The sequence below is a fragment of the Bacillus sp. FSL E2-8887 genome, from assembly GCF_038007205.1.
GTDB classification, from domain to species: Bacteria; Bacillota; Bacilli; order Bacillales; family Bacillaceae_G; genus Bacillus_A; species Bacillus_A mycoides.
In genome coordinates, this window is the sequence record NZ_JBBOWS010000001.1 from 4625220 (window position 1) to 4639529 (window position 14310).

Sequence of the window (14310 nt, forward strand, 5' to 3'; positions counted from 1 at the left end):
ACTCTCGTCGCCGCCTACTATTATCATTTGATAAGTTCAGGACGAAGCTCAAAGGCCATTGTTCAAATGAATATTCTTGCTTCTTCTCAGCTACCGAAGCTCTCTGGACAGAATGATTTCATTCTACTTTTCCTTTTCAACGCTTTTATGTATAAAACGTATTTTACGACTTAACAACAGAAAAATCAAACTTTTATTCAAAAAAACAGGAAATCCTACTCATTCACCGAATAACTATACGTTCACAAAAGGAGTGATAAAATTGAATCAAAAACAACTAAGTACTATTAATGAAAAAAGCTGGAACGCAGCTGCTTATGAAGCTTGGACAAATCGCCACGGGGCGCCAGAGGATTATGCGAAAAAGCTCATGGAAGATCCCGTGCGCGAGGTAAATCATTATTTACCTTACATACAATCTCCAAAAGGAAAGCGTATTATTAATTTACTCGGATCAAAAGGAAATAAAGCAGTTGCTCTTGCTCTTTTAGGAGCCGATGTAACAGTTGTAGACATTTCAGCAAGTAATGAAAAATACGCAACCGAACTAGCCGAAGCTGCTGGTGTCTCTATTCAATATATCATTTCCGATGTACTAGATTTAAATCTACCCCAATCATTTGATATCGTGTTACTGGAACTTGGCGTGCTCCATTACTTTTTAGACTTAAAGCCACTCTTTCATATAATCTCTCACTTACTAAAACAAGATGGGACCTTTATACTACGTGACTATCATCCCGTTTATACAAAATTATTAGGAGTAGATCATCCATCATTTCGAGCAAATGGAAATTATTTCGACGAGGAACTAATTGAAGATGACGTAGCTTATAGTACTCTCCTTACGGGATCACAGAAATACGCTTTACCGAGAACAAAAATTAGGCGCTGGACACTAGGAGAAATAATTACATCAATGGCAGAAACAAATTTCAAGGTTGAAAAATTGATTGAAGAACACGGATCTCATCAAAAGTGGGTTTTCCCTTCTACTGCACCAGAGGGAATTGAAAAGCGTATACCCGGTCTATATACATTAATTGCGACAACATGCAAAAAAGGATCCCTTCACGGATAGGATCCTTTTTTTGCATGCTTACGCATATAAGTTGAGGTTGGAGATTACCATAATTCTGTAGAATAGGACACAAGATATTTCAACATTCGTCTCTGACTTACGTCGTCAAAAAGGGGTATGACCAACATAACGAAGAGTAATGTTCAGTTGATAGTGATAATCGTTATCAACTAATTAGAAGTATACAGGATGTTATTTCAAATTACAATACCATTTCTGATTTTTATTTATGAATTTTTTGATATACAAATGTATATATTTTAAGAACATTTACTCACATTAATCTGCCATATTCCATTATCTGCTATAATTTTCATTGAACAGATTAATAACTTCTTAATTATGTTTTTATTAGTTTCGTTCTCAATATTTATAAATTACAATAAATAGTTTTTTGAAAAAGGTAGGGGTAACAATGAAATATGTTAGCATTCGAAAAAAACTACTGTTCACACTCTTAAGCATTTCTTCCTTATTTAGCATTGCTCTTATTGTTATTCTTTCATTCGCGATGAATCAAGCAAGTGAAATCGAAACATTAAAGAATGATGTATCGAAAAGAGCAACGATTTTAAAAGAACGTGGCGATTGGTTCCAAGCGCAGGTCGCTGGTTTACAAGAATATTTACTATCACATGACCAAAAAGGATTGGATAAATTCAACCGGGAAGGAAAAAAACTAGCTGATACTAGGGAGAAAGTAACAAGTGATAAAAAACTCCCAGAAGGAATGAAAGAGGCCATTTTAATGGGAGCAAAATGGCGCAGCGTCGTAGATAATGAAGTCCTCCCTCTTGCACGGGAAGGAAAATGGGATGAAGCATCCAAAATTGCTCTTGCTCAAACAGATTATGTAAATGATCTTTTAAGTCGTTTTACTAAATATGCAAATGAAGAAAATGACAAACGGGACGTATTAATTGCTGACGTAGAGTCTTCTTCATCCCTTATTCAATATATTATTTTCTTCTCACTCATTACATGTACATTAACGTCTATTCTATTGGCATGGTGGTTCTCTGGTAAACTCGTTAAACCGATTCGACAAATTGATGCGAAGTTAAAAGAATTAGCTTCTCAAGATGGCGATTTAACCGCTAGATTACACGTAACGAGTAAAGATGAAATTGGTGACATCGCAAATTCCTTTAATCAAATGCTTGCTAACTTACAGCGTATAATAAAGCAAGTTCAACAAACATCAACAAGTGTAAAAGAAGCTTCTGAAAATGTGTTTATCGAAACAACTGCTTCTATGGAAAATACCGCAAAAACTAAAGAGACTATGAATGCTCTTGAGCACAATATTCGTTCACAAGTTTCTAGCATTGAAGAAAGTTCAACCGCAATGGATGATATGGCAACGAGTGTTCAGCGCATTGCACAAGCTGCCTCTTCTGCCGCTAGCCTAGCTGTTACAACTTCTGAAAAAGCAGATGATGGAAATAAAGTCATTGAAAAATCTATTACACAAATGCATACAATTAACGAAGCTGTTAACGCTACATCACAAGTGGTAGAGCGACTCATTACACATACGAATCATATTGATACTGCACTTCAATCTATTTCTAATATTGCCGAGCAGACGAATTTGCTCGCTTTAAATGCTTCTATTGAAGCGGCCCGTGCTGGTGAACACGGAAAAGGATTCGCTGTTGTTGCCGATGAAGTACGAAAACTTGCTGAACAATCTCAGCTAGCAGCAAATGACATTAACCATTTACTTCATCAAATTCAAGCGGACACAAAAATAGCAAATGACATGATGACACAAGGTCAGTCAGAAGCTTCTGAAGGAATTACAGTCATTCGTACCGCTGGATCTTCATTCTCAGAAATTGTTAATCACATTAACAATTTCTCTACACAAATACAAGAAATGTCTGCAACTGCTGAAGAAATGGCCGCAAGTTCTGAAGAAATGAATGCAGCTTTAAATAATATCGCTTCTATTTCAAATGAAGTTGCTGCCGAAACATCGAAAACAGCAACTTCAGCTGGTGACCAAGTAAACAAAATGAGTGTCGTTGCTAAAAAATCATCAGAAATGAAAACAATTGTGCAAGAACTTGAAGTGCTCGTTTCTCATTTCAAAACAAATAGTTAAAATGAAAATTTCATTTATACTTCTACGAACTCTAAATTGTTAGAAAGAGCGATTTAGAGTCTCTCTTTTTTCACGCTAAAATATCTCTTTCTATCTCCCATTCTGTCTGCTATAATTCCTAAAGGAAAGAAGAAAGCTTTATTCCAGATGGAGTAAAGCTTTCTTTCAATTTTTTACATTAATTAATTAATTCTAATACTAAGATTTTACAAGGAGGATTTTTATCATATGAATTTTATTAGCATTCGAAAAAAACTAATGTTCATGATGGGAATGATTTGCGCTTTATTCGGCATCGCCTTAGCTTTTATTTTATTCTTTACCATGGATCAGTCTCATAAAGCTGAAACATTACAAAAAGAAATTTCTCCTCTTGCAACAGAATTGAAAGAGCGCGGAGACGCTTATCAAGTACAACTTTCTGCTTTAAGAGGTTATTTACTACAACATGATCAAGTCGAATTAGACAAGTTTAATGAGATGAGTAAACGTCTTGAAGATACAAAAGGGCAACTTCTTTCTAACCCTAACACTTCTCAGTCCGTGAAAAGCACAATGGAATTAGGATCCACTTGGAGAAAGTTCATTGAAGAGAAAGTATTCACTCTTGCAAAAGAACAAAAATGGGAAGAAGCTTTACAAGTAGCTTCTACAGAGAATGGCACTGTTTATAAAGTAATCGGTGATTTCACAAATTACAGTAATGAACAAGCTAAATTACGTGAACAATCTATTGAAAAAATCGATCAATCTTCACTACGAATTGAATATGTTGTCTTCTTATCACTTGTTATTTGTATTGTAACTGCAATTATTCTTGCATGGTGGTTCTCTGGTAAGCTTGTAAAACCAATTCAACAAATTGATACTAAACTAAAAGAATTAGCCTCTCAAGAAGGCGACTTAACAGCCCGTCTACAAGTAAATAGCAATGATGAAATCGGTGCAATTGCATCATCGTTTAATAAAATGTTAGAAAACCTGCAACATATCATTAATCGTGTTCAAAAAACATCTGTAGAAGTACAAACAGCTTCTGAAAATATGCTAGAAAAGACTAATACATCACGCGAGGCAACAATAAGAGTTCAAAGCTCGATGTCCAACTTAAATTCAAGTATTCAATCGCAAACTTCTAGTATGGAAGAAAGCTCGACTGCGATGGATGATATGGCAATAAGTGTTCAGCGTATCGCTGAATCTGCTTCATCTGTAGCCGAACTTGCTGTAGCTACATCTGAACACGCTAACGACGGAAGTACTGTTATCCAAAAATCTGTTTCACAAATGACAACGATACATGAAGCTGTAAATGCTACATCAGAAGTAGTCGAACGTCTAATCACTCATACAAAATATATTGATACAGCTGTACAATCTATTTCTAATATCGCTGAACAAACAAATCTACTTGCTTTAAATGCTTCTATTGAAGCGGCTCGTGCTGGTGAACAAGGAAAAGGATTTGCTGTCGTAGCTGATGAAGTTCGTAAACTTGCGGAACAATCAAAAACAGCGGCAAAAGATATTAACCAATTGCTTCATCAAATTCAAAATGATACGGAAACTGCTAACTCTATGATGTCTAAAGGTCGTTCTGAAGCATTTGAAGGCATTACTGTCGTTCGTGAGGCTGGTACTTCTTTCACAACAATTGTTGAACAAGTAAATAAAGTATCAACTCAAATGCAAGACATATCAGCAACTGCTGAAGAAATGGCTGCAAGCGCTGAAGAAATGAACGCTTCACTTAATAACATCGCTTCTATTTCAAATGAAGTATCTAGTGAAACAGCCGCAACGGCACAATCTGCTGAACAGAAAGTCATCGTGATGAATGAAATGACTCTCACTGCAAAACAAATGAAACAAACAGTTGAAGAATTAGATCAGCTTGTATCTCATTTTAAAACTGAATAGCTTTTCAAAAAAATATTCCTCTCTCAGAGAGGAATATTTTTTTGAGCTCATTTCCTGCACTTATCCCGCATATCCGTTATAATGAGAACCGATATCATTAATATTTAGGGGGTGCTACACATGTCACAACAAGCATTTGAAGAAAAGTTATATGCCAACTTAGAAGCTGTTATTGACCCTGAGCTAGGTGTTGATATTATCAATCTCGGATTAGTTTATGACGTTACAGCAGATGAAAATAATAATGCTGTCATTACAATGACAATGACTTCTATCGGTTGTCCAATGGCTGGCCAAATCGTATCAGACGTTAAAAAAGTATTATCAACGAACGTACCTGAAGTAAATGAAATAGAAGTAAACGTTGTATGGAATCCGCCATGGACGAAAGAACGTATGTCGCGTATGGCGAAAATCGCACTAGGTATTCGTGATTAAATAAGGAAAAGACCTGACAATCCAGTCAGGTCTTTTTTCTCTTATTATTTTACTCCTACAGCGTCATAAGCTTTCGTTACAGCTTGTACCTCTTTAGAGTTTTTACCGAATAAATCTTCTGCTGATTGAAGTGCAGCTTGGCGCATCATTTTGAAATCAGAGTTTGCAGTTAAATATTTTGTAAGAGCACGATAGTAAATTTTTTCTGTTGCTTCACGGCCCACTCCAGTTACTTTCACATTGTAATGCGTGCCGCCCTCAGACACTAAATACGCCGCTTTATTGTTAATACTACTGTTAATATGAACGCCGCCATTATCAGCTGTTCCAGTATAACGTTTATTATAGTGATCTGGGTAACCTTCACCTGGTTTTAATGGGTTTGGAATAGATGCTGGATCCTTCAGAGAACGAAGTGCATCACCAGGTTTACCAGGTGTATAAATATCAGCTCCTAAATCCCAGCTTTTCTTCTCAACCATGACGCCCATAATATCAGATAACGATTCATTTAACGCTCCTGACTCATCTTTATAAACAAGATTTGCTGTATGTTCAGTTACAGCATGCGTTAATTCGTGGCCAATAACGTCTAGGCCAGCTGATAATGGAATAAATGTCTTACCATCTCCATCACCATACATCATTTGTACACCGTTCCACGCTGCGTTATTCCAGGATTCACCTACGTGAACAGCAGAAATAAGTTTTGCACCTTTATCATCGAAAGAGTTACGGTTAAATGTCTTTTTATAATAATCATATACTTTTCCTGCATTCACATGCGCATCAACTGCCGCTTTATCTTCGAAGAACTTAGATTTACTTCCAATTTCTTCTCCTGTATATCCAAGAATTTGTGAGAATAAATTAAACCAGTCTTCGTTCATATTCTCTGCATCAAATGTATGGACACCTTGTCCTCGTGTACCATCAAATAAGTTGAACGCTCCTGTTTTCGTATCTTGAGCAATTTCAAATGATTGTCTAGCACCTAATACTCCGTAACCAAATCCAGTAATGTTATCTACAGCATTATATTTCTCAATAACATTTCCATTTGTTGCATCAACAAAGTAATGCCAATATCCTGGAGCTGGTTTCGAAACCGACGCTTTTACAAGATATGCAAGATAGTATTGACCATCTTTTTCATACACATATAAATCTTTTTTCACACCATCATAATTCTTTACTTTACCAATTTCTTTCTCAATATTAGCTTTTGCAATCGTTTCTGCTTGTTCCGCACTAATACTTGCAGATGCAGGAATATTTTTATTCTCTAAATTCGGAATAACTTGTCCGAAAAATGCTTTTACATTATTCTCTTTATCAAGCGTAACTGTTTGATCTGAACCATACACAGGAATGTTATTATGCTTCTCAACTAACTTCACATGTGTTGTACCAGACTCAGCATCTTTTTCCTCACCAACGATATTGAAATGTTTGTCAATATTTCCTGCTAGTTTAAACATATCTTTTTTACTCTCTAAATATTGAAAGACCGTCTCTTTTTTATCTAGTCCTTCCGGCGCTTTCCATTCTTCACCTATGTAAGCTGGTGTTTTAAACTCTTGGTGATACTGGATTTTTTGCTCTTCTGCTTTCGTCGTAGTTGCTCCAAATGCCCCAAACCCACTTGCGATAACAGTTAATGCTAATGCTGATGAAATTACTTGCTTTTTCAATCTAACACTCCCCATTTCCCTAAAAGTTTTTAACACCTTTATAAATATTCTGAATAATCTTTCCAATACCTGCTCTCAAAAATTGAGAAAGTTTTTTCTGTTAATTTAACTCACACAAAAAAGGATATCGTTTTCGATATCCTCTTCCCTATAACTTTTCATCTCGCTATTCACATACTTAAAACCGCCATGGGTTAAAGTTTCACTTTATTCCATTTTCATTTCAATCGCTAAGTAGTGAGAGTTTTCTTTCGCTTGAATGTGAATATCTTCTTCTACAGTCTCCGCCGCATCACGCATTACGAGTGTTTCACCGTTTACAACGCTGCTACCTTCAATTTGTACAAGGTACAATTGACGTCCTTCTTTAACAGGAAAATAAATTTCTTTACCAGCTTCTAATGATAAAGAATATAAATTTGCATCTTGGTGAATATGAATTGGTGCATCTCCATCAGAAGGAGATACCATATGGAACCACTCATTTTCACGTTTACTCCAATCAAATTTAAACTCACCATAGTTTGGTTTATGACCGTCGCGGTCTGGTAAAATCCAAATTTGCAATAAACGTAATGTTTCACTTCCTAAGTTATGCTCACTGTGAAATACACCAGTACCTGCACTCATATATTGAACATGCCCACGCTCAATTGTCCCGCGGTTCCCCATACTATCTTCATGTGTTAATTCACCATCTATAACGTAAGAGATAATCTCCATATCACGGTGCGGATGCATATCAAAACCAGTTTGTGGCGCTATTAAATCATCATTCATAACACGTACTGCTCCAAAATTCATGTTGTTTGGATTATAATAATTTGCAAAGGAAAAATGAAAATGTGTATTTAACCACCCGTGATTTGCTCTTCCCATATTTTTATGATCAACTTTTCTAAACATATCCTTCACCTCATATTATCTCGAAATCGAGATAATTATTTTTAATTTTTATCACTGCAACTTCTTCAGTAATTCTAATAATTGTTTTTGTTCTTCTCTATTTAACTTATCAAATTGCTCTGCTTGAAATGTTTCTTGCGGCGGGACTATTTCTTCATATAGAACCTTTCCCTTTTCTGTTAATGAAATATATTTCGTAGTACCTTCTTGTTCACGCTGAATCCAATCTAGTTGCTCCATCTTATTTAAAAGTTGAGTAACATTTCCTTTCGTAACAAACAACTTATTTCCAAGTTCTTGCTGCGTTAAACGATCGTTTCCTCCAATTTGAACTAATACATCAAACTGAGCGGCAGATACATTCCACTTTTTCAAATGCTGATTCGTCTCACGAATACTTCTATTATAAAAGCGTGATAAACGAAACCATAATAGTACTCCAAGTCTTTCCCCTGCTTTCATTCCATCACCTCGCTCATTTGATACTATTAGTTTAGAACTAAACTTATTAAAGGTCAACTACTTATTTTTAATTAGCAATAAATAAAAGCACAGTGATTTTTCTCCACTATGCTTCAGATTAAATTTCTATTTTTATATTCATCTAGCTTCCTCTCCGCGAAATGCCTCGCATCTTTCTCAATCCATCTTTCTTCGTATAGTTCATTTCCAACATATAGTACATCGTCCTTATGCTGCATCGCATGCCTGAATTCATGCAATAGCGTTTTGAGCACTTGCTCATACTCTTCCCACATACAAACGAAAATTAATTGTTTTTCTTTATGATAAAAACCACCTACTGGGAATAAAAACTCCTCTTCTTCTTCTCCTAATGATAAAAGTACATGATTCGCATCACACGTATCACAAAAAATAACTGGCGTTGCACTTACTTCAATAAGAGAAAACAAATCATTTCTTAACTTTTTGACATCCCAAGGAAGCTCCGAATCCAACACATACCAATTCTCAACTTGTTGATATACATTTTGAAACTGGAGTTCCATTTCTCAATAATCCCCTTCCTAAACTCCCTTTTCCTATATATATGCCACAATATGGTAAATATTAAACATACACTTTCATCCTTTAAAAAATGACGATAAAAAAGAATCTATGTCAGCATAGATTCTTTTTCCGTAATCACTTTTTTTTCATCATTTTTTTTAATATAAAATAACCAATTGCACAAACAATAGCAGCAAGTGCAAAGTATTTCACATATGGCCCAGCTACTTTATTAATACTTTCCCACTCTGTTCCTAATTTAAAACCTAAATATACAAATACAATTGACCATGGAATAACAGCTAGTGTAGTTAGCGTAATAAACTTAGCATGTGACATTTTCGCAATACCCGCTGGTATCGAAATAGCATGACGCACAACAGGAATAAAACGCGCTGTAAAAATAACACCAGTTCCGTAACGATTAAACCACGCTTCAGCATAATCAATATGTTTCTTCTGAATCAAAATATATTTTCCATATCGCTCAAGAACAGGTCTTCCTCCGTATCGACCGATCCAATAAATGAATAGTTGTGCGATTACACCACCAATTGTACCGAACGCGACAGCCCCCCAAAATGTAATGCTTCCTGTTGATACTAAATAACCTGCATAAGATAATACGATTTCACTTGGGATAACCTCTATCATTAATCCCAGCATAATTCCCCAATAACCAAGTCCTTCTAGAAAAACTAAAACTGAATGAATCAACTCTCCTAACATCATTTACCTCTCTTTACTGTTTTCATTGCAAAAAATAAAAGTACAAGCAGTAAATATCTTGTACTTTTATTTTTTTTAAATTTATCTAGTCTTCGTATCCCACTTAAAGATTTTATTTAAAAATTTATATACATTCTTTGACTCTTTCGTCAGAAGTGGACCTAAGATCGATAGTATAAGCACGTATAGTGCTGAGAATGGTTTCAGTACTGACATTAAACCACCGGCGATGCCGATATTAGCCATAATGATGGAGAATTCTCCTCTTGAAACGATTGTTAATCCAATATTTGTTGATGCTTTATGAGATAATCCAGCTTGTCGTCCCGCAATCATCCCTGCAACAAAGTTTCCGACGATTGTAAGAAGGACAGCACCTAACGTTAACCATATCGCCCCGCCTAATGAAAACGGATCGATACTTAATCCGAAACTGAAGAAGAAAATAGCTCCGAAGAAGTCTCTAAATGGAACAACAAGATGTTCAATTCGATCACTATGCTCTGTCTCAGAGAAAACTAACCCTAAAAGAAGTGCCCCGATTGCTTCTGCAACGTGAATTGTTTCTGAAAAACCTGCAATAAAGAACAACGAAGCAAATACTACAATAATAAAAATTTCATCTGAACTAATATTGAGCAATCTATTTAATAACGGCGTTGCTTTTCTAGCCACAATAAAGAATAGAAGCATATATCCTAAAGCAATTCCAATTGAAGTAAGGGCACCTAAGAAGGAAGCGTGATCCCCAAGAACTAAGCCAGAAACTACTGATAAATATACAGCAAGGAATATATCTTCAAACATAATAATTCCTAAAATTAATTCGGTTTCATTATTACCAGTTCTTCTTAAATCAACTAATACCTTTGCAACGATAGCACTAGAAGAAATCGTAATAATACCCGCAATAATTAAGATTTCGAGTAACGGGAATCCCATTATAAATCCGTATAATAATCCTAGTGAAAAGTTAATCAAAATATAGATTGTTCCGCCAATCGCGATAGAACGTCCAGATTTAATTAGTTTTTTCATCGAAAACTCTAATCCCAGATAGAAAAGAAGGAACAGAACACCAATCCTTCCAAGGAAGGATATCACACTTGCACTTTCAATAAATTTGAGATCGATAACACCTATTGTCGGCGCGTGCGGACCTACTAACATGCCAAGAACGATTAGAAAAGGAATTACTGAGAATTTAAACTTTCCAGCAATTACCGCCGCAATTGCTACTAAAACTAAAGCTGTACCAACTTCAAAAATTAAAGTATCCATCTAGTCAGTCCCCCTATTCGAAAGTAATTCATTAATAATCTTTTTAATTTCTTCTCTCTCACCAGAAACTACAAGCATATCTCCTTCTTCAATCACCGTGTCTGGACCTGGATTAAATAGCTTTTTCATATTCTTTTTCATAACTGCAATTATCGTTACGCTATATGTTTTTCTTATTTCAAGGTCGCCAATTGTTTTTCCGATTGCCGGAGCTGCATTCTCCACTTTAAACCACTCAATTGCTAAACCTTCAAAGACCATCTCAACATTTTCTAATGCTCTAGGCTTATATACCATTCCACCTAATATTGCTGCAATTTGTCTCGCCTCTGAGTCACGTAATGAAATACTTGAGATGCTTTCTTCATGATCTGAATCAAAATGATACATTTCTCTACGCCCATCATCATGAATGACAATCACCATCTTTTCGTTACCTTTCGTAACGATTTGAAATTTATAACCAATACCCGGAAGTTCACTTTCTCTAATATTCATATTTAGCTCCTCCATAACTTCTTTATTTTAATTTTCTGTTTTTCTGTCTTTTGTTCATCCAATCAATTTTAGAAATTCTAACCATTCAGGATACCTATGACTTGGAAATCTTTTATTGTAATAATAAGTGGCTCCTAAAAAGATACTTAAAGATGTAATGATAAAAAATAAATTACTTCTTATTTTCAAACTCTTAAGACTTACTTTCAATAAAGATTCTTCTTTCAAATTATCCCCTCTTTTTCGCTTTAAATTTAGTTTTTTAAAATGTAAATAATTCTAAAAATATTACGATGTAACATAATCATAACACAAAACACATTTAAGTAACATGATTTTTTAGAAAAATTGATTCTGGTATATTTTTTGCATATAATTTTCTTATTATGAAAAAAAGGAAGTGTATTATATGGTTGATATCTTTAGCAGATTCCTTGAGGTAACGAATAATATTTTATGGTCATATATTCTTATTGCAATGTTAATCGGCTTCGGTCTTTATTTCTCTTTCAAATTAAAATTTGTCCAAATTACTCATTTCCGTGAGATGGTCAGTTTAATTAGTAAAGGATTTAATCGAAAAGAAAAAAAGAAAGATAGCATCTCTCCATTCCAAGCATTTTGCTTAAGTGCAGCGGCACGTATCGGTATCGGAAACTTAGCTGGTGTAGCATTAGCCATTTCAATGGGTGGACCCGGCGCAATATTTTGGATGTGGTTTATCGCTATCCTTGGAGCAGCTACTAGTTTCGTAGAATGTACGCTCGCGCAAATTTATAAAGTAAAAGATGGAAGCAGGTTCCGTGGTGGACCAGCATATTACATGGAAAAAGGATTAAACAAACGCTGGATGGGTGTTTGGTTTTCACTTCTTATTACAGTTGCGTACGGATTAATTTTCAATTCTGTACAAGCAAATACAGTAACAATAGCGTTTGAAAATGCTTTTGGACTAGAGCGAACGATTGTAGGAGCTCTATTAGCTTTATTAGTCGCAGTTATTATTTTTGGTGGTATCAAGAGCATTTCACGTATTACAGAAATGATTGTTCCTCCAATGGCAATCATTTATATCGGCGTAGCTGTTTTTGTCGTAATTAACAACTTCACTATGTTACCAAGCATTTTTACAGAAATATTTAACAGCGCATTTGGTTTAGACCAAGCTATCGCTGGTGGTATTGGAGCAGCAATCAAATTCGGAATTCAGCGCGGTTTATTCGCGACAGAAGCAGGTATGGGTAGCTCTCCTAATGCAGCAGCAACATCAGATGTATCTCACCCTGTAAAACAAGGACTTGTTCAAGCATTAGGTGTTTTCGTAGATACATTCTTAGTATGTACATCAACAGCGTTTATCGTATTATGTTCTGGACTTTACAAAGGATCGAATTTAGAAGGTATTGAATTAACACAACAAGCATTAAGTTCACAAATTGGACCATGGGCAAGCACTTTCTTAGCGATTATTATTTTCCTATTCGCTTTCAGTTCTTTACTAGGAAACTACTATTATGGTGAAACAAATATCGCATTCATTAAAGAAAGCAAAACATGGTTACTGATTTATCGTGTTGCAGTTGTCGGAATGGTGTTCTTCGGATCTATCGCTGCCCTTCAAACAGTTTGGAGTTTAGCTGATTTCTTTATGGGACTAATGGTATTCACAAACTTAATTGCCATCTCATTCCTTAGCAAGTTCGCCTACGCAGCATTAGTAGACTATATTAAACAAAAGAAACAAGGAAAAGATCCTGTCTTCGTTGCAAGTTCTATCCCTGGCTTAAAAAATACAGAGTGTTGGGATGGGCAAGATTTAGAAGAGAAGAAACAAGCTATTTAACAATAAAAATCCCTATTACTTCACAGTAATAGGGATTTTTTATTTACAACAGTTCATAATTTGTTCAAATTAATTCCAGCAAAAGGGTTGATTTATACAAATTACTAGATTATAATAATTATAAATTAGTAATTCATATAAAATAATAACTCAAGAGGAGATTGATCATAATGAATACACAAGTAATCGAAGCATTAAACAAACAAGTAGCAAACTGGAGCGTTTTATTTACAAAACTACACAACTTCCATTGGTACGTAAAAGGACCTCAATTCTTCACACTACATGAAAAATTTGAAGAGCTTTACACAGAATCAGCTACTCACATCGATGAAATCGCAGAACGAATTTTAGCAATTGGCGGCAAACCAGTAGCAACAATGAAAGAATACTTAGAACTATCTTCTATTCAAGAAGCAGCTTACGGAGAAACTGCAGAAGGGATGGTCGAAGCAATCATGAAAGACTACGAAATGATGCTAACTGAACTGAAAAAAGGCATGGTAATCGCTCAAGAATCTGACGACGAAATGACATCTGACCTACTACTAGGCATCTACACAGAACTAGAAAAACACGCTTGGATGCTACGTGCATTCTTGAATCAATAATAGATTAAAAGCAGAAGCGGCTCGCTCAGAATCGCAGGACATTGGAGCTCTCGACCTTGAAGCGCTTTTTGCTTCGAGCGAGAGAGCGAAATGACCGGAGATTCTAGCCGCTGGAGCCAGATACCACTTAAAGCAGAAGCGGCTCGCTCAGAGCCGCTTTTTTCTATTGATTGGTCGCACTTGATAAT

General features: G+C 35.5%; 13 protein-coding genes and 1 other annotated feature (1 of these 14 cut by a window edge). Of the genes, 6 read left to right on the forward strand and 7 right to left on the reverse strand.

The features are described from left to right. Positions 1 to 149: a binding site (T-box leader), on the reverse strand (it extends 122 nt beyond the left edge of the window). 113 nt (positions 150 to 262) lie between these two features. From NSQ08_RS23955 to NSQ08_RS23970, 4 genes are all read left to right on the forward strand, one after another. After that, positions 263 to 1081, forward strand: a complete 819-nt coding sequence (locus NSQ08_RS23955; protein ID WP_340779254.1) for a class I SAM-dependent methyltransferase — start codon at positions 263 to 265, stop codon at positions 1079 to 1081. A gap of 415 nt (positions 1082 to 1496) precedes the next feature. After that, complete coding sequence (locus NSQ08_RS23960; protein WP_002129822.1) at positions 1497 to 3191, forward strand: methyl-accepting chemotaxis protein; 1695 nt, start codon at positions 1497 to 1499, stop codon at positions 3189 to 3191. A 228-nt stretch (positions 3192 to 3419) separates the two neighbouring features. Continuing rightward, positions 3420 to 5111, forward strand: coding sequence for a methyl-accepting chemotaxis protein (locus NSQ08_RS23965; RefSeq protein WP_012261951.1), 1692 nt, complete (start codon positions 3420 to 3422; stop codon positions 5109 to 5111). A gap of 120 nt (positions 5112 to 5231) precedes the next feature. Beyond that, positions 5232 to 5549 (forward strand): metal-sulfur cluster assembly factor, encoded by a 318-nt coding sequence (locus NSQ08_RS23970; protein ID WP_000082522.1) that lies wholly within the window; start codon positions 5232 to 5234, stop codon positions 5547 to 5549. Positions 5550 to 5593: 44 nt separating this feature from the next. Here NSQ08_RS23970 and NSQ08_RS23975 read toward each other — a convergent pair whose 3' ends face one another. The 7 genes from NSQ08_RS23975 to NSQ08_RS24005 all read right to left on the reverse strand — a co-directional run bounded on the left by NSQ08_RS23975 (position 5594) and on the right by NSQ08_RS24005 (position 11668). Continuing rightward, a complete protein-coding gene (locus tag NSQ08_RS23975; protein WP_154696111.1) occupies positions 5594 to 7243 on the reverse strand; it encodes a M4 family metallopeptidase in 1650 nt (549 codons plus the stop codon). A gap of 207 nt (positions 7244 to 7450) precedes the next feature. Continuing rightward, positions 7451 to 8149, reverse strand: a complete 699-nt coding sequence (locus NSQ08_RS23980) for a pirin family protein (protein ID WP_061690057.1) — start codon at positions 8147 to 8149, stop codon at positions 7451 to 7453. 51 nt (positions 8150 to 8200) lie between these two features. Beyond that, on the reverse strand, positions 8201 to 8611 hold the full coding sequence (locus NSQ08_RS23985) for a MarR family winged helix-turn-helix transcriptional regulator (protein ID WP_002129828.1): 411 nt from the start codon (positions 8609 to 8611) through the stop codon (positions 8201 to 8203). 113 nt (positions 8612 to 8724) lie between these two features. Further along, positions 8725 to 9159: a DUF3920 family protein gene (locus NSQ08_RS23990; RefSeq protein WP_002015986.1), complete on the reverse strand. Its 435-nt coding sequence runs from the start codon at positions 9157 to 9159 to the stop codon at positions 8725 to 8727. Positions 9160 to 9295: 136 nt separating this feature from the next. Then, a complete protein-coding gene (locus tag NSQ08_RS23995) occupies positions 9296 to 9889 on the reverse strand; it encodes a DedA family protein (protein WP_000900199.1) in 594 nt (197 codons plus the stop codon). Positions 9890 to 9970: 81 nt separating this feature from the next. Then, positions 9971 to 11170, reverse strand: a complete 1200-nt coding sequence (locus NSQ08_RS24000) for a cation:proton antiporter (protein ID WP_000380227.1) — start codon at positions 11168 to 11170, stop codon at positions 9971 to 9973. Beyond that, positions 11171 to 11668 (reverse strand): cation:proton antiporter regulatory subunit, encoded by a 498-nt coding sequence (locus tag NSQ08_RS24005; protein WP_001026068.1) that lies wholly within the window; start codon positions 11666 to 11668, stop codon positions 11171 to 11173. Between the two features lie 409 nt (positions 11669 to 12077). Here NSQ08_RS24005 and NSQ08_RS24010 point away from each other — a divergent pair, with 409 nt between their 5' ends. Together NSQ08_RS24010 and NSQ08_RS24015 are read left to right on the forward strand one after the other, a co-directional pair. After that, a complete protein-coding gene (locus NSQ08_RS24010; protein WP_002191124.1) occupies positions 12078 to 13511 on the forward strand; it encodes an alanine/glycine:cation symporter family protein in 1434 nt (477 codons plus the stop codon). Between the two features lie 170 nt (positions 13512 to 13681). Beyond that, on the forward strand, positions 13682 to 14122 hold the full coding sequence (locus NSQ08_RS24015) for a Dps family protein (protein ID WP_002034654.1): 441 nt from the start codon (positions 13682 to 13684) through the stop codon (positions 14120 to 14122). Positions 14123 to 14310: the final 188 nt, after the last annotated feature.